Origin of the sequence: Pedobacter sp. KBS0701, assembly GCF_005938645.2 — a bacterium.
Lineage (GTDB): Bacteria > Bacteroidota > Bacteroidia > Sphingobacteriales > Sphingobacteriaceae > Pedobacter.
In genome coordinates this window covers 524,471-541,844 of record NZ_CP042171.1, presented here as the reverse complement: position 1 = coordinate 541,844, position 17,374 = coordinate 524,471, and the positions used below count along the sequence as shown (strand labels likewise).

Below are 17,374 nucleotides of genomic sequence, written 5' to 3'. Positions count from 1 at the left end.
TCAATCTAAAACAATGAAAACCAGTTCTCTACACCAAAAAATCGCTCTGGCCTTTTTTCTGTCGATAGTTACAGTTGGCCTGCATGCTCAAAAAACAATAACCAATCCCGTTGTTGGTTTTAACAGCGCCTCATCAACGCTGAAAATCACAAAAATAGTAACATCAGATACCGCTACTGTGTTATGCTTCACCACCACCCATCCTGCGGGTCAATGGATCAGGATACCTAAGAACACTTATCTTCAAGACAATACCGGTATCGCCAAATACTACATCAGGAAAACAATAGGCATTCCATTAGATAAGCAGTACTATATGCCGCCAAGTGGTAGCGTATCTTATCAGCTTATTTTTCCAAAAATTAATACAAAAGCCACAAGTATTGATTATGGAGAAGAGGATGATAATGGCTGGAAAATCTATGATATTGCACTGGAAGAAAATAAAAACTTACTTCCAAACTCTATTTATACGAGCTGGTATAACAAAAACAATAGTAATCTTGAAGTTGCTTTTTTTGATAAAGAAATAGTTTACAAAAATAAAATTTGGTCGTATAAAAATATCGTTAAAAAAACCAACAGCGCTAATACCACTATATTTATTACCAACGGGAAAGAAACCAAACAGCTTTCAATTAGCGGGTTAAAAAACAACACGATCAAACTTACCATAGATAATAAAACAGTTCAGTTAAGTAAAAACCAGGCAGATTGTAAACGAATTCTTAACAAGGAAAACTATCAGCTTCCCATCTTCAAAAACGACAGTGCTACTTTTAGTGGTTATATTAAAAACTACAGTCCTAAATTGGCTACTAAAACCCTGATGTTGTACATAGACAATATTATATCGGGGGGACAGGAAAACCAGATCATAGCAATTCAGAAAAACGGTTATTTTTCAACCAAGGTAGGGATTTATCACCCCGAAAGGGTTTTCCTGAGGTCGGATATATGCAATGAAAACGACATCTACCTGGAGCCTGGCAAAGAACTTTTTGTCGTTATTGGTGATGAAAATACCAGATATACAGGTGAGCTGGCACAATTAAATGAGGATCTTTCTCTTTTAAATAAATTTGACTTATTCGACTATGAAGACATCCAAAAAAGAATAGTTGATATGAAGCCAAACGACTATAAAACTTATTTACTGAACCTTCAAAAAACAGAACTTTCCAGGTTAGACTCCATCCACCAGCTAGGAAACCTTTCAGAGAAAGCCTATCAAGTTAAAAGGTTAGATGTTGTATGCGGTTATGCCAACCATGTTATCGAGTATAACTGGAATTATGAATCTGCAAACAAGGAGACTAAAAAAAAGGCTGAAAAATATCCAAGCGATTACTATAATTTTTTAGACCAAAAAATCATCAATGATGAACTTTCAGTAATCAGTGGAAATTATAACACCTTTATTAACAGATTTAAATTCTTACCGGGAGTAAGACCTGAAAGATATAGCTATACCCATAATTATGCTGATATGTTACATGCGCTTAAAGCCAGTAATATCACACTTACTGATTTAGACAAATCTTTCGAAAAATTGATATCATCAGATGGACTTTCATTAAAAATAGATAGTGCTGATAAACCCATACAAGATGCATGGTTGCAAGATCATGATGATTTTATCAAAATCTTTAACGAAAAAAATTTCTCAAATTATTATATCAAATTAATCGATTCGGCATTTAATATTAACCAAGGGATTTTAGTTGATATTATGAACGCACAAGATATTTTAAGACCAATTGTTAGCGAACTCTCTCCAATCAGCCAGAACAATTTGCCTTATGCCCTATCAGATATTAAGAATCAGTTTGTAAAAGATTATATTAAACTCAGAAACAACGATACCGAAAAACAGATCATCGCCAATAAAAAAAACGGGGGATATTTTGTAAACCAAACACCAAAAGTAGAAGCTGATAAAATTTTAGATAACATTATCAGCAAACATGCAGGCAAGGTTATTTTAGTTGATTTTTGGGCAACATGGTGTGGTCCCTGCCTTAACGGAATTGCAGAAATCAGGCCTTTGAAAGAAGAAATGAAAGATAGCAATGTTATATTCGTTTACATTACTGATGAAAGCTCACCTTTAGCTACTTACCAGAATTTAATACCCACTATAAAAGGACAGCACTATAGGTTAAAAAGTGATGAATGGCGTTATTTAGCTGACAAATTTAAAATTACAGGCATTCCGCATCAGGTGCTGATTAATAAAGAAGGCAAAGTGGTAAACCCGTCTATGGGATTTATGGATAACAGACAAATTAAAAAACTTTTAGAAGAACACTTGTAACAAAGAGATTTAAGAAAGTAAACATGAACAAATTTATCTTGCTTGTAATAGCAAATATGATCAGTATATCTCTTTACGCCCAATACGTTGACCTTAATTTGATTAACTGTAAAATAAACGACAACGAGCAAAAGAAAATAGAAAAACTAATTGCTTATGAGCGCATGTTCTGCAACGAAATTTTTGAGACAAGAGAAAACATTACTGCCCCGGTAAAAATAAACCTCTATGGAAAAAATAAAGATTACAGGTTAGCGCAAAAAACATATAACGCACCAATAAATAGTGCCGGATTTTATATTGCCGCAATTAATGAAGCCTTTGTATACAAGAGCAGCGATTTCATTTCGGTAGCACTCCATGAGGCCAGTCATAGTATTTTTCAGTTCAATTTTAAAAATTCTCCCAAATGGTTAAACGAAGGATTAGCAGAATTTTTTGAAACACTGGATTTTGACAGCGAGGGGAATTTATATGCTTACCCGCAAAGTGGCAGAATTAAGAGCATAAAAGCGGGAATAGATTCGAAAGACAGCGAAAGGTTAAAAAATTTCTTTAAAATATATAGCGGTTCGTTTTACCGGCATGATGTAGATGACAACTACAATACGGCTTACAGTGTGATCTACTTTTTTATAAAATCGAAAAGAACAGACCTGCTTAAAAATATAATAAAACTAAACACTCAAGGCTACGATACCGAAAAATCAATTGAACTAACTTTTGGCAGTTTTGACAAGTTTGAAGAAAGATATAAACAGTTTTACAACCTGCATCATTAATACATCAATATTGCTTCACTTTTATACGGTAGTTACCTTTATAATATTCTTTCATTTTAACCACCTCTTTTGATTTCTCGGCTAACCAGAAAATGGCATAACTGTCTTTGCTGTAATTAATTTTAAGCAGCCAGCAATTAGCTGTCATATCTGCATTCAATTTCAAATTATCTTTGCCAACCACTTCATAACGATGATAGGTTGCTGATTTTTCGTTTGGATCAAAAAAGGAAATATCAAACTGCTGGCCAACTTTTTTAATTGGCAATAATGGGTAAGTTTCTAAATCCTGCTCCCACGAAATGATCGGAATATCCAATTTAACCGGACCTTTTTTGATTGCATCATTATTTTTTACGGTATCGGACGGCTGCATCAAGCCATTTTTATAATCGTAGGCAAAAATACCTCTGCGTTTATAACTGGCATAATGATAAATTGGAGACATCGTTTTTCGGTCACAAATGTTTGTTATTGTGGCGAAAAGTGAATCGTTATGGAACCATTTCCAAGCAAATTCTACAATTTCATTTTTATCTCTTTTTTTAAAAGCAGTTGTTCTTTCCCATATATCTCCAATAGTCCGTTTCGTTTCAAGAGAATCAGTCATATAAACCAGATAGCTGTTTTTCCCCTCTTTCAGATTGCTCATCACCAATTTATGATTTTGTGCATTTATGGTATCAACCTGTGCCATCGAAGTGCCCGTAAAAGACAACAATATCGCGCTAATAAAAATTAAAATCCTCATTTATAAAGTTTTACGATTAGATTAATTTTATCATTAAATGTTACGCAATCTTTTACAAATCATTTCAGTATTTCAACTTTTCCACATTCCAACTTTTCAATCTTACAACACCTAAATTTTTCCTATTTTCGTGCCGATGGAAAATTTTATCGTTTCTGCCCGTAAATACCGCCCAGCCACCTTCGAAACCGTTGTTGGCCAGCAGCATATTACCGGTACGTTAAAAAACGCCATCAAAAACAACCAGCTTGCGCAGGCATTTTTATTCTGCGGCCCGCGTGGGGTGGGTAAAACTACCTGTGCTCGTATCCTTGCCAAAACCATTAACTGTACCAACCCTACAGCCGATATGGAAGCTTGTGGTCAATGCGACAATTGTCTTTCCTTCCAGAACGGACATTCTTTTAATGTGCACGAGTTAGATGCGGCCTCGAACAACTCTGTTGACGATATCCGTAGTTTAATTGAACAGGTTCGAATACCACCGCAAGCCGGAAAGTATAAGATTTATATTATTGATGAGGTTCACATGTTGTCGCAGAGTGCATTTAATGCCTTTCTGAAAACATTGGAAGAGCCACCTTCTTATGCCATTTTTATCCTGGCCACTACCGAGAAACATAAAATCCTGCCGACCATTTTATCACGTTGTCAGATTTTTGATTTCAACCGTATCCAGGTAGAGGATATTGCCAGTCACCTGTCAACCATTGCCCGGCGCGAAAATATTGCTTTCGAAAGTGATGGTTTGCATATTATTGCGCAAAAAGCTGATGGTGGTTTGCGTGATGCGCTTTCGATGTTCGATCAGATTGCCAGTTATGCCAATAAAAACATCACTTATAAAGCGGTAATCGACAACCTTAACATTTTAGATTACGACTATTTTTTCAAGCTTACTTCCTATTTAACCGCAGCAGAAGTTAGTCAGACACTGCTCCTCTTCGACGAAATTTTAAACAATGGTTTCGACGGCAATAATTTTATCAATGGTTTAGCTACTCACTTCCGGAACCTATTAGTAGGTAAAGATGCTGCTACCATTAAATTGTTGGAGGTGAGTGAGAACATCAAACAAAAGTATCTCGATCAGTGCAGGCAAACAGAATTATCGTTCTTGTTAACAGCCCTGAATTTAGCTAATACCTGCGATTTAAACTATAAAAACTCTAAAAATCAGCGTTTACAGGTAGAGCTGGCACTGATTAAAATGTGCCACATCAGGTCAGTCGTCAATCTAGCACAACAGCCTTTAAGCCCTAATAACACAGCAACTGACGCAGATCAGGATAAAAAAAAAACTAATGTCGTAGCTGAGCCAGCTGAAAGCCCAAAGCCTAAAGTTGAGGTTGAAAATACCAATCAAGCTGCAGCACCTGTTGTTAATACTCCTGTTTCGCCTAGCCTACCAGTAGCAGAAAAGCCAAAAGAAAGTCCGCGGGTTGGTCCTCCACCATCTGCAACTTCTATCAGCATCAATATTCCGAAAGCAAACGCAATCAGTACACTCATCCCTTCATTGAATGATTTAGAACGTGTAGCCCAGGGAGATGATGATAAGGGGCCAAAGAAAGTTACCGGCGATGCCAGAGAACCTTTCAGTTACGACCGCTTACTGGAAGTATGGAATGCCTTTACCCAAAAGATGAAGGCCACCGATCGGATTAATCTTTTTACCATCTTGAACAACTTTGCCCCGACACTTTTAAATCCTGAACTGATCGAGATTTCGGTAGAGAGTAAAACGCAGGAACATCTTGTACAACAAGAATCTGTTGAACTTTTAAATTTTTTACGGAATGAGCTTAGAAACTTTGGTGTTGAGGTTACTTATAAGTTAATGGAGCGTAAAATAGAAAACAGGCTTTACGGCAACCGCGAGAAGTACGATTACCTGGTAAACAAAAATCCAAAATTAGATGACCTGCGGAGAAGGTTTAATTTAGATATTAATCCTTAGTCACTTTCCAGCTCGCAGCTTTCCACTAAACTATAGTTAAAAACTGCCAACTGGAAACTGCTGATTAGTCTTTCGGCGCATCATTAATCGGATAACCTTCTTCATCCAGATCATCACGGTTATCTTCTGGTGTACGGGCAAGGATTTCATCCTCCGGACTAAGTTTTACACTTTCACCGTTGTCTACATGCATACCTAGTTCTTCTAAGTTATCTTCAGCAATTTCTTCATTCCTGGCATACTCATCACCAACATAAGGGTTTGCCTCATCATAGGTAGAATCATCATCCTTTGCACCTGCAGCCACCGTTTCATATCCCATCGGATGATCGTATTCGCTGTCCGTTCCTTTTACATCCAGCTCATAACTTTGCTTATTTTCATCGTAAGCCAAGTTCTCTTTATTGATTTCGCTATTTTCTGTAGTGCTGTGTATTTTATCCTGCGATCCTTTATTTTCGTTAATTGCCATGGTATAGGTCTCCTTTAATTTATATGGATATAACAAAGCGGTGTAGATAAGGTTTTTCTTTAGCTAAAGAATTTTGTTATTATTTGGGCGTGCCCCAAGCTGCGCAAGGGTCGGGCTATACACTCCAAGTCCTTGCCATTCGTTCCTAATGGCTGTGGACTTTCCGTTACTATCCCTCACGCTGGCAAAGCGCCGGTAATCATCGAATTGTAAGCTATAGATTAAATATGACATGTAGATTGTTATAACTTAATTGGGTTTCCGTTTCGGTCTGTGGGGACACAGACCGATAGATACATCTACGCAAATAGTATCGCTGGCCAATCCACCTAAACCCGATCAAGCGGGATGCTCCCGATCCTTCATCGGGAGCAGAAGCGGAAGCGGGACTGTTGTAACCCAAAAGCTTCTGCATCTGCTTTCCAAATGTATAAGAATCTTCAAATCCTGGCAAAATGAATAAAAGTTGAGAATTATACATCATAAAAAAAGCGTCCCGATTTTCACATCAGGACGCTAAATATTTCAACATTTGCTAACTCCTATGCCAGAAGCATATTAAAGTTGACAACTCAGCTTATAAACTAGCCAAAGAGGTATTTAATGTTTCACTTGGGCGCATCGCTTTGCTTGCCAATTCATCGTTAGGGTTGTAGTAACCACCAATGTTTTGAGGTTTTCCTTGCGAACCGATCAACTCCTCGTTAATTTTGGCTTCATTTTCTAACAAAGTTTTAGTCAATGGTGCAAATCTGGCTTTCAGATCAGCATCTTTGCTCTGAGCCGCTAATGCCTCAGCCCAATATAAAGCTAAATAGAAGTGAGAACCACGGTTATCGATTGTTCCTAATTTTCTACCCGGTGATTTATCAGTTGCCAAAAACTTAGCATTTGCTTCATCCAAAGCATCAGCCAATACCTGTGCTTTTGCATTGTTTTGAGTTTGAGCTAAATGCTCTAAGGAAGCTTGAAGCGCTAAAAACTCACCAAGCGAATCCCAGCGCAAATAACCTTCTTCGATAAACTGCTCAATATGTTTTGGAGCAGAACCACCAGCACCGGTTTCGAATAAACCACCACCGTTCATTAACGGAACAATAGAAAGCATTTTCGCTGAAGTTCCTAACTCTAAAATCGGGAATAAATCGGTTAAATAATCGCGCAGTACGTTACCGGTAACCGAAATGGTATCTAAACCTTTACGAATACGCTCTAAAGTAAACTTAGTCGCTTCTATTGGAGCTAAAATACGGATATCTAAACCTGTAGTATCGTGATCTTTTAAATAAGTATTTACTTTAGTAATGATTTCTCTATCATGTGCTCTTTTTTCATCTAACCAGAAAACCGCAGGGGTTTCTGATAAACGCGCCCTGTTTACCGCTAATTTTACCCAATCCTGAATTGGTGCATCTTTAGTTTGGCACATGCGGAAGATATCGCCTTTTTCTACTTTCTGATCAAAAAATACTTTTCTATCAGCATCGGTCACGCGAATTATTCCCGAACCTGTAGCCTGGAAAGTTTTATCGTGTGAACCGTATTCTTCAGCTTTTTGAGCCATTAAACCAACATTCGGTACCGAACCAATGGTGGTTACATCAAAAGCACCATGTGCTTTACAGTCATCAATGGTTGCAGTGTAAACACCAGCATAAGAACGGTCTGGAATTAAAGCGATTGTATCTTGAGGTTTACCCTCTTTATTCCACATCTGGCCTGATGTACGGATCATTGCCGGCATAGAAGCATCAACAATCACATCAGATGGTACGTGTAGATTGGTAATCCCTTTATCAGAGTTTACCATGGCTAAAGCTGGTCCGTTTTCAATGGCTTGTGCCAAAGCGGCTTCAACTTCTGCCTGTTTAGGGTTGCCAGCAATTTTTGCGTAAACATCACCTAAACCGTTGCGGGTATCGATATTTAGTTCTTTGAAAAGGTCTGCATATTTGGTAAAAACAGCTGCGAAATAAACTTCTACAATAGCACCGAAAATAATCGGATCGGAAACCTTCATCATCGTTGCTTTTAAGTGCGCTGATAATAAAACGCCTTCAGCTTTAGTTTCAGCAATTTCTTTGGCCACAAAAGTTTTCAATGCCGATAAACTCAATGCAGAACTATCAATCACCTCTCCTGCTTTTAGTGGCGATAAACCTTTTAATTCGGTTACCGTACCATCAGTAGCTACAAATTCTATTTTAAACTGGCTTGCTTCAGCAACAGTGGTAGATTTCTCCGAACCATAAAAATCGCCTTCAGTCATGCTGACTACTTTGGTTTTTGAATCTGCTGACCATTTACCCATGGAGTGCGGGTTTTGTTTAGCGTAGTTTTTAACGGCTTTAGGTGCCCTACGGTCAGAGTTACCTTCACGTAAAACCGGGTTTACAGCCGAACCTAAAACTTTTGCATATTTAGCTTTAATTGCCTTTTCTTCGTCGCTCTGTGCATTATCAGGGTAATTTGGAATAGCAAAGCCCTGCGCCTGAAGCTCAGTAATTGCGCCTATCAATTGTGGGATAGAAGCAGAAATATTTGGTAATTTGATAATGTTTGCTTCCGGGGTGGTAGCCAAAGTACCAAGCTCTCCTAGCGCATCACCAATTTTTTGATCGTCTTTTAAATACTCCGGAAAGTTGGCCAAAATTCTTCCTGCTAAAGAAATATCTCTGGTTTCTACATCAATACCTGCTGATGCGGTAAAAGCTTGTACGATAGGTAAAAGTGAGTAGGTTGCCAACATTGGCGCCTCATCGGTTTTGGTGTAGATAATTTTTGATGTATTTGACATATTATATTGATTTTGCTTATTTATTTAATGATCCGATCAGTTTATGGCTTTGTAGACCGATCTTTTTAAAATCGCCTAAAGATAAAATAATCGAATGAATTAAGGAACATCGCAATGTTATTTCTGGTTTGGATGAACCATTCATTTATTAAAAACCGATAATCTTCATCATAGTGAAATAATAATACAACATACTATTGTTTTTAGGAAGCGCAGGGTCATTTACTATATTTAAAATTAGTCCTGCTCTGCGCTTTATCCCGATGAAATATCGGGGATGCCGCTCCGATCAGGGCTATGAACTCAGGCCTGTGGCACGGACTACCTGCATAGCAGCAGAAAAATGACCAGGTTAAACCTGATCGAACGAATGCCATTTTTCATGGCAGCAGGTAGAGCAGAAAGTGATTAACCTATAGAACACTTCAATTGCTTTCCTAAAATTCCTAAAAATAAAAACCCATCAAATAATAAATATTAAGATAGTGGAGCGCATTGTCATTCGCTTTTTTTTAAATTAGTCCTGCTCTGCGCTTTATCCCGATGAAATATCGGTGATGCCCGCTCCGATCAGGGCTATGAACTCAGGCCTGTGGCACGGACAACCTGCATAGCAGCAGAAAAATGACCAAGTTAAACCTGATCGAACGAATGCCATTTTTCATGGCAGCAGGTAGAGCAGGAAGTAATTAACCTATAGAACACTTCAATTGCTTTCCAAAAAATAAGCGGCTAACAAGACATTCTTTATCATTCTGATTCACTGCAACATTCCCGATAGTTTTAGATTACGCAAATTCTTTGGCTAAACTTTTGTAGTGGGAAGCATATATATCTATTTTAAAAATTTTAATTGAAATGACCGAAACTACCTTAGATCAACAGTTAAATGCCCGAAAATTTGACGAAGCCAAAAGCTTGATGCAAAACGGTGAAAAACTCTCCAAAAACCTACAGGATCATCAGAAATCATCAATTTTCGACAACCTCATCAAAGAAAAACAGTATGAAATCCTAAACATGATGATAAAGGATAAAACCATCGAAACCGATATTTATGAATTCGACAATTTTGACAAAAGTATTTTTCATAGTATCATCTACAACCTGGGCAACGAAGATGAAGACATTGCTTTCTTCAACGAATTTATTGGCCACTTCGATAACCTGAACGACGAAGTAAATGCAAAAACCTTATTGGGTTACCTCTTCGAAAATGGTGTAAGTCTAGGCGTAATCAAAGCCTGTATCGACGCAGGCTGCACCATCAATTTTAAAAACAATGCGGAAGAAAATTATATTCATCAGGTGGTAAAAAGCAATTTTCGCCGTTACAACTTAAACGATGAACAAACTACTGATCTGCTTAAGGGTTATATCGATATCCTCATTAACGAAGGTATCGACATTAATGAAGGCAATATAGTACAGGAAACACCTTTAATTACTGCGATAAAATTTAACAAGAAAAGTCTAATTTCACATCTGCTCGAAAACGGTGCAGATCCAAATCAAGCAGACCGCGATGGAAATTCGGCCTTCTTTTATGCAGTGGCACATTCGCAAAGCGAAAACATATACGATACAATGCGCAATTTTGCCACACCAGAATTTGATCAGGTTAGCAAAAAAGAAGAAACATTGTTATTTGAATACGTACGCATGATGTCGAACAGTGAAAGCAGCATCAACTTCCTTAAAAAATTGCTTGGCGATGGGGCCGATTTATACCAAAACAGCACCTGGTACAGTGCTGATAAAACTCCATTGGACGTAATTGCAGAAAAACAGGCCAATATTTTAGAAGCAGTGTTAAAAAGCGGACAGGTAGATATCAACAGAACTGATGATCAGGGAAATACTTTGCTACATAAAGTTTGTGCTTACAATGTCAATTATGAAGCCGAAAAAGCGAAAGAAACCTATCGTAAAGTGAAGCTCCTGATCGAAAACGGTGCAGATATTACGTTAAGCAACGATAAGGACCAAACGGCTTTAATGCTGGCCTCCGACGATAACCTGAAAATAAAAACTGTTGAACTGCTCATGAAACAATCTTAAAATATGTCGATGTCATTTATAATTGCCTGCGAAAGCGGCAAACGGAAAATAGCCGAACTTTTATTGGCCAATAATGAAGTAGAAGTGGGCTATACAGATGAAAAAGGCCGAACTGCACTGCATTATGCCGCGCATCATGGATATTTAGACCTGGTAAAAATTTTAATCGAGCGTGGTGCAGATTTAGACTATGAGGACCATGACGGCGAAACACCTTTTTATTTTGCCTGCCTGCAAAAACAGAAACAAACAGCGCTATACCTTCTAGATAAAGGTGCAAGGGTTGACATTAAAGACCTTAAAGGCAATAGTCTATTGCATTTAACTGCCCAAAACGGCCAGATTGAAGTTTTAGAAAAATTGCTTGATAAAGGCCTGGGTGTGGACGTTGAAAATAACGAAGCAGAAACGCCCCTGCTTTTCGCATCTGCCTGGAGAAATAAAGAAGTAGTTCAGAAACTACTGGAATTTGGCGCCAATATCAATACCACCAATAAAAATGGCGATTCACCACTGATTTTTGCAGTTAAATCTAAAAATACACCAATGGTTGAATTGATCCTTGATAAAGGTGCCAACATTAACCATGTTAACCATGGAGGCGAATCGGCACTATTGCTTGCCTGTTACGATGCCAACCGGATGCTCACCAAAATCCTGGTAGAAAAGGGTGCAGATGTATTTGTATCTTCAAAAAATGGTTTGTCGCCAATCTGGTATGCCTGCGCCAATAACCAGAAAGAGATTGTCGATTTATTTTTGGAAAATGGTGTGGATGTAAATTATGCCAAACCACTTTCAGGTAATGATGATTCAATGTATTCGTATCTTGAGTGGGTAGAAACCGCCAATAACATTTCCATTTCGGCAAGTTTCTCTTTCGATAACAATTACAATTACGGCGGCGAAAGCATGTTGCATGTTGCAGCCAAAAGCGGCCATTTAAGCATGTTGAAATTATTATTGGAAAAAGGTGCCAATGTGAATATTCAGGATGAAAGCGGCAACACAGCTTTACATTATGCCGCTGCAAACGGTAAAAAAGATGTAGTTAAGTTTTTACTCGAAAAGTCTGCCGATCCGTCCATTGTGAATGTGAAAGAGCAAAAGGCAATTGATTATTCCAATATTAAAGGCTTTAATGAAATTACTGAACTCTTGTTGAAATACGGTCCCGCGGCTAATTCTAATGTACAGGCTACCAGTACAGCATCAACAGGTCATACTGCCGAAGCTCCAAAAAATGATATGGCTGCAAAAAAACAGGCTTTATTAGATTTAAAAGAGCTACTGGATGCCGGGATTTTATCGCAGGAAGAATTCGATGCGGAGAAAGCGAAGATTTTAAAAGGTTGAGTTGAAACTCCAATGTAGCTGATTAGCTTTAAGGTACTTCAATGCTGTGTTTCAATTTATTTCATAAAGTAACATAGATAACGGCTGGATTTTAGAGAATTGATATACTGCTGGGAGTCGTCATTCCCAACACGATTGGGAACCACGAAGTGCTCATGAATGCCTTTGAAACAAGGGAAACTTGTGAATAATCTTAATGCAATAAGCTTTAAGGTTCACGCCTGCGCGAGAATGACGAATAAGCTAATGGAATCTCGATGGCAGGGAGTGCAATATATTCGGGAGATCTATAGAAGCAGATTTCTCTTTTTTGCTGCGCTTCAGCCGAAAGGACGAAATTTCTACTGAAAAATATTGACTAATAAATTTTTAGTCCTAAATTTATTAGTCAATATTAATGCTCACACAAATGAAATGTATCCCTAAAATCAAAATCCAGTTATTTACTTCTCTCTTTCTTTCCCTTTTTCTCTATGCCTGTTCTCCCAAATTGTATGTAGACGAAAACAAACGTTATCAGGCGGGTACATTAACCGAGACAAAGATCGATTCGCTGCATACTTTCTTACAACAAAACAACAGGCTTGCTTTAAAAGACACCATCATTATTAAATATGATTTCAATAAAGACAACTGTTGGAAAGACCTTAGCTACCAGAACGCAGAATTCCTGAATAATGTAAGATGGGCCTTTCAAAAAAACATTCAGGAAAAAGCCGAGGCCCGACCAAAAGTTGCCATTTATCAATACCGCGAAGTAGGCGAAAGCTTTAGTCAGATTAAATCAGAAGGATTGGAAATAGAAACTGATCCGGGATTTTTAAAAAAGCTACTATTTAACGAGGCAACCACCTGCGGTACTTCAGCCATTGTGCTTCCTGATGGGAAATTCTTATTGGTGAAATCCGATCCGCAATTCTCTGCACTGTTGCTAAGTGCTAAAGACATCGAGAAAAAATTACAGGAAAATTTGGTGAAATAAAGGCCAGAAAATCCAGGTCTAAATTAAAAACAATTTAACAAAATTTAACTAAAAAATTAGGTGTAATACTGTAATTTAGTTCTAATTAATCGCCTTCAAATTTAACGCCGGAAAATTTATGATCAAATTTCTTTACTCCACTCCTCCAAGCTAAAATTATATCATCTTTTGATGAACTGATTTTTATAAACAATCAAGAACTTAATTTAAAGGAATATAAAAGTACTTCCCTGTTATCGTTATAGCATTAAATCAGGGAAAATAATATGCGCTCTCCAGGAAGGTGCTCTCGGGTGCTTTCCTTTTATGATTTCAGCCTTGCAGCAATTATGCCAGCGCTAAAAACTTCTCTCCGTTTTCGATGTTATATTTTTTAAGATAAATTCTTAATCAAAAAACCGGTTAACATGAAAAACAAGATTTTTTACGCATCAATGCTTTCTACTGCCGTCCTTTTTGGATGTCAATCTGATTCCAATTCACAAAAACAGGGAGAAGATACCACCATAACAACTAAAAACGGGACAGTAAATTTGCCCGCTCCGGATACCAATGCCGCTAAAAATAAATTCAGTAAGGTAATTGGCTGGCCAGACGGAAAAACACCTGTTGCACCAGAAGGCTTTACGGTAACCAAATTTGCAGCCAACATTAAAAGTCCGCGCAATACGTATATAGCACCCAATGGTGATGTATTGGTAGCACTTTCCAATTCAGAAAGAAGTACAGTAGAAGCAGTCGCCAATGCGGTAACAGGTAAGGCAAAATCAGAAGTACCAGGAAAAAGTGCCAATGCCATTCTACTGTATCGCGATGAGAATAAAGATGGTAAACCCGAAATGGTTACCACCTTTTTAAATGGCCTGAACCAACCTTTCGGTATGCTGATTATTGGCAATTCATTTTATGTAGCCAATACCGATGGTTTGTGGCAATATCCTTACAAAACCGGCGACACCAAAATTACTGCAACAGGTAAAAAGATCCTGAGCCTTCCGGCAGGTGGATACAATAACCACTGGACAAGAAACCTGATTACCAATGCCGATAAAAGTAAGATTTATATCACTGTTGGATCGGGTAGTAATGTTGGCGAAAACGGAATGGAAAATGAGGTAAGAAGAGCCAATATCTTAGAAATTAATCCAGATGGAACCGGCGAAAAGATTTATGCCAGTGGTTTGCGAAATCCAGTGGGAATAGATTGGGCACCATCTACAAATATGCTTTGGACAGCTGTTAACGAGCGGGATGGATTAGGCGACGATCTGGTTCCAGATTACATTACGAGTGTTAAACAAGGCGCTTTTTATGGTTGGCCGTACTCCTATTATGGCCAGAATGAAGATCCTCGCCTAAAAGGCCAAAACCCCGAAATGGTAAAAAAAGCCATCGCTCCGGATGTTCCTGTTGGTGCGCATACGGCTTCTTTGGGCCTCGCATTTTATAAAGCAACAAAATATCCTCAAAAATACCACGGAGGTGCATTTATTGGTCAGCATGGCTCATGGAACCGGTCTGCAATTTCTGGGTATAAAGTAGCTTTTGTGCCTTTTAAAGATGGCAAACCAACTGGAAAACCTGAAGATTTTTTAACTGGTTTTATCGCAGATGCAGATAAGGCAGAGGTATATGGACGCCCGGTAGGCGTTACTTTAACACCCGATGGTGCTTTACTGATTGCAGACGATGTTAGCGGTATAATCTGGAAAGTAGCTGTAAAATAATTTATAATTAGCCACAGATTAGCAGAATATGCAGTAAATTTATCTGCCTGTTTGTGGCTAAACTACTAATCTCTTTTCACTTGAAATCGAATTTTACTTTACTTTTTACCTTATTTTTTTTTACCAGCTTAGCGCAGACTCTTAAGCCAGATTCGACCAAAAAACTCGAAGAAGTTACCGTAAAAGGTTACTATAATCACCAAACCTTACTAAGATCGGTATCGGCTGTAAGCGTGGTAGATAGTAGCTTAATAAAAAACCAATCCAACAGTTCATTTGTGAGCGTGTTAAATACTGTGCCCGGGGTACGGATGGAAGAACGTTCGCCTGGCAGCTATCGTTTATCGCTCCGTGGCAGTTTACTCCGGTCTCCTTTTGGCATACGAAATATTAAAATTTACATCGATGATTTCCCCTTAACTGATGCAGGTGGAAATACCTACCTAAACGCTTTAGATGTTTCTGCGGTAGGTATGATGGAAATTTATAAGGGGCCGGAAGCCAGTATTTTTGGTGCAAATACAGGTGGTGCTATCTTAATCAATCCTCCTGCAATAAACCGCAATGAAATTGATATTTCAGCTAATGGCGGTTCCTACGGCCTCTTCCATCAAACGGCATCAATCACACAGCAATATAAAAAGTATAGTTTCAGTTTTAACGAAGGATACGAGAGAAGTGATGGGTATCGACAAAACAGTGCAATGGGTAGAAAATATTTTCAAACTTTGCAGCAATGGAATTATAGCAATGCCGGTAATTTAAAGGCTTTTGCTTTTTATAGCGATTTAAAATACGAAACACCAGGTGGTTTAACAGCTGCACAATTAGATCAAGATCCTAAGCTGGCCCGCCCCGCGACAGCAACATTACCCGGCGCCATTTCACAGCAAGCTGCCATTTATAATAAAACCATTTTCGGGGGAATAGCTAACTCCTACCAGATCAGCCGGCGGTTTAAACACGTTATTGCTTTATTCACCTCTTATACCGATTTCAAGAACCCTTTTATTACCAATTACGAACAGCGCTATGAAAGTACATTCGGATTAAGAACATTTTTAGAATATGCGCAGACAAAAGAAGATTTCAAATTTAACGCTCAGATCGGGTTAGAAAGTTCAGCCACAAAAAGCCAGATTAAAAATTTCGATAATAATGGTGGTGAAGCGACTAAAATGCAGGCCTCAGACCGCTTAAAAGCCAGTCAGGATTTTGCTTATTTCATGCTAAATTTCGATATCAGCAATAAATTCCTGATCGAACTTGCTTCGAGTTTAAATTTCTACAGGTACAATTATGAGAGTTATTTCCCAATTGTTATTGCCTCAAAACAAAGAAAATTCGATGCCCGGTTTATGCCAAAGGCAGCAGTATCTTATCTCATCACTTCTGATTTTTCGGCCAGGGCTTCAATCAGTAAAGGTTATTCGCCACCAACGATTGCAGAAGTAAGGTCATCTGATAACAATATCAATAACAACCTGCAGGCAGAACTCGGTTGGAATTATGAATTAGGGCTGCGTTATAAAACCAAAAATAAACGTTTTTATGCCACAGGAAACTTATTCACTTACCGTTTGAAGGATGCTATAGTTAGAAGGTTAAATCAAAACGATGCCGAGTATTTTATCAACGCCGGGGGAACCAAACAACAGGGAATTGAACTGGAAACTACCCTTTGGATCATCAGAAATGATGACTCCTTTTTAACAGGTTTACAATGGAGAAGTAATTATACTTTTAGCCATTTTAGATTTGAAAATTTTGTAAACGGCACCATTACTTTTAGCGGCAACAAACTTACCGGAGTTCCGGAAAGCATTTTAGTTAATAGTTTGGAGTTTAATTTTCCGAAAGCATTTTACCTTTTTGTGCAACACAATTATACCGCTTCAATCCCTTTAAACGATAACAATACCGTTTTTGCAAAAAGATATCATTTGGTTGAAAGCAAATTAGGCATCAGAAATTTAAGCGTCAACAAAATTCATTTAGATCTATTTGCGGGGGTAAATAACCTGCTCAACATGAAATACAGTTTAGGCAATGACTTAAACGCAACCAATGGAAGGTATTTTAACCCAGCCCCAGGAATTAATTTTTATACCGGCCTCTCTATTCAATTGTAATCTTTAAATCGCATCATATAAATTGAACATCTATATG

11 protein-coding genes are annotated in these 17,374 nt (G+C 38.1%); 8 read left to right on the top strand and 3 right to left on the bottom strand.

Going from position 1 to position 17,374, the window contains the following annotated elements; all coding sequences use genetic code 11:
• Positions 1–13 precede the first annotated feature (13 nt).
• Positions 14–2,317, top strand: coding sequence for a TlpA disulfide reductase family protein (locus FFJ24_RS01985; protein WP_138820562.1), 2,304 nt, complete (start codon positions 14–16; stop codon positions 2,315–2,317).
• A 23-nt stretch (positions 2,318–2,340) separates the two neighbouring features.
• On the top strand, positions 2,341–3,099 hold the full coding sequence (locus FFJ24_RS01980) for a DUF1570 domain-containing protein (RefSeq protein ID WP_138820561.1): 759 nt from the start codon (positions 2,341–2,343) through the stop codon (positions 3,097–3,099).
• 4 nt (positions 3,100–3,103) lie between these two features.
• On the opposite strand, the gene FFJ24_RS01975 is transcribed toward FFJ24_RS01980, so the two are convergent.
• Positions 3,104–3,850 (bottom strand): hypothetical protein, encoded by a 747-nt coding sequence (locus FFJ24_RS01975; RefSeq protein ID WP_138820560.1) that lies wholly within the window; start codon positions 3,848–3,850, stop codon positions 3,104–3,106.
• A gap of 136 nt (positions 3,851–3,986) precedes the next feature.
• Here FFJ24_RS01975 and FFJ24_RS01970 point away from each other — a divergent pair, with 136 nt between their 5' ends.
• A complete protein-coding gene (locus tag FFJ24_RS01970) occupies positions 3,987–5,810 on the top strand; it encodes a DNA polymerase III subunit gamma/tau (protein WP_138820559.1) in 1,824 nt (607 codons plus the stop codon).
• Between the two features lie 64 nt (positions 5,811–5,874).
• Here the strand turns inward: FFJ24_RS01970 and FFJ24_RS01965 are convergent, their stop codons facing one another.
• Together FFJ24_RS01965 and FFJ24_RS01960 are read right to left on the bottom strand one after the other, a co-directional pair.
• Positions 5,875–6,282: a hypothetical protein gene (locus FFJ24_RS01965; RefSeq protein WP_138820558.1), complete on the bottom strand. Its 408-nt coding sequence runs from the start codon at positions 6,280–6,282 to the stop codon at positions 5,875–5,877.
• Positions 6,283–6,859: 577 nt separating this feature from the next.
• On the bottom strand, positions 6,860–9,079 hold the full coding sequence (locus FFJ24_RS01960; protein WP_138820557.1) for an NADP-dependent isocitrate dehydrogenase: 2,220 nt from the start codon (positions 9,077–9,079) through the stop codon (positions 6,860–6,862).
• Between the two features lie 858 nt (positions 9,080–9,937).
• Between FFJ24_RS01960 and FFJ24_RS01955 the strand changes: the two genes are divergently transcribed.
• From FFJ24_RS01955 to FFJ24_RS01935, 5 genes are all read left to right on the top strand, one after another.
• Positions 9,938–11,140, top strand: coding sequence for an ankyrin repeat domain-containing protein (locus FFJ24_RS01955; protein ID WP_138820556.1), 1,203 nt, complete (start codon positions 9,938–9,940; stop codon positions 11,138–11,140).
• A 9-nt stretch (positions 11,141–11,149) separates the two neighbouring features.
• Positions 11,150–12,496 carry an ankyrin repeat domain-containing protein gene (locus FFJ24_RS01950; protein ID WP_246862722.1) on the top strand — a complete coding sequence of 449 codons (1,347 nt, stop codon included), beginning with the start codon at positions 11,150–11,152 and terminating at the stop codon, positions 12,494–12,496.
• Positions 12,497–12,905: 409 nt separating this feature from the next.
• Entirely contained in the window at positions 12,906–13,478 is a 573-nt protein-coding gene (locus tag FFJ24_RS01945) for a hypothetical protein (RefSeq protein ID WP_138820554.1), read from the top strand.
• A gap of 407 nt (positions 13,479–13,885) precedes the next feature.
• A complete protein-coding gene (locus FFJ24_RS01940) occupies positions 13,886–15,205 on the top strand; it encodes a sorbosone dehydrogenase family protein (RefSeq protein WP_138820553.1) in 1,320 nt (439 codons plus the stop codon).
• 80 nt (positions 15,206–15,285) lie between these two features.
• The gene (locus tag FFJ24_RS01935; protein WP_138820842.1) at positions 15,286–17,337 is read left to right on the top strand and encodes a TonB-dependent receptor; all 2,052 of its coding nucleotides are present in this window, start codon (positions 15,286–15,288) and stop codon (positions 17,335–17,337) included.
• The last annotated feature ends 37 nt before the right edge of the window (positions 17,338–17,374 follow it).

Excerpts from the sequence above, each read along its gene's own strand:
- FFJ24_RS01985 (WP_138820562.1), top strand. The coding sequence starts at position 14 with ATGAAAACCAGTTCTCTACACCAAAAAATCGCTCTGGCCTTTTTTCTG.
- FFJ24_RS01980 (WP_138820561.1), top strand. The coding sequence starts at position 2,341 with ATGAACAAATTTATCTTGCTTGTAATAGCAAATATGATCAGTATATCT.
- FFJ24_RS01975 (WP_138820560.1), bottom strand. The coding sequence starts at position 3,850 with ATGAGGATTTTAATTTTTATTAGCGCGATATTGTTGTCTTTTACGGGC.
- FFJ24_RS01970 (WP_138820559.1), top strand. The coding sequence starts at position 3,987 with ATGGAAAATTTTATCGTTTCTGCCCGTAAATACCGCCCAGCCACCTTC.
- FFJ24_RS01965 (WP_138820558.1), bottom strand. The coding sequence starts at position 6,282 with ATGGCAATTAACGAAAATAAAGGATCGCAGGATAAAATACACAGCACT.
- FFJ24_RS01960 (WP_138820557.1), bottom strand. The coding sequence starts at position 9,079 with ATGTCAAATACATCAAAAATTATCTACACCAAAACCGATGAGGCGCCA.
- FFJ24_RS01955 (WP_138820556.1), top strand. The coding sequence starts at position 9,938 with ATGACCGAAACTACCTTAGATCAACAGTTAAATGCCCGAAAATTTGAC.
- FFJ24_RS01950 (WP_246862722.1), top strand. The coding sequence starts at position 11,150 with ATGTCATTTATAATTGCCTGCGAAAGCGGCAAACGGAAAATAGCCGAA.
- FFJ24_RS01945 (WP_138820554.1), top strand. The coding sequence starts at position 12,906 with ATGAAATGTATCCCTAAAATCAAAATCCAGTTATTTACTTCTCTCTTT.
- FFJ24_RS01940 (WP_138820553.1), top strand. The coding sequence starts at position 13,886 with ATGAAAAACAAGATTTTTTACGCATCAATGCTTTCTACTGCCGTCCTT.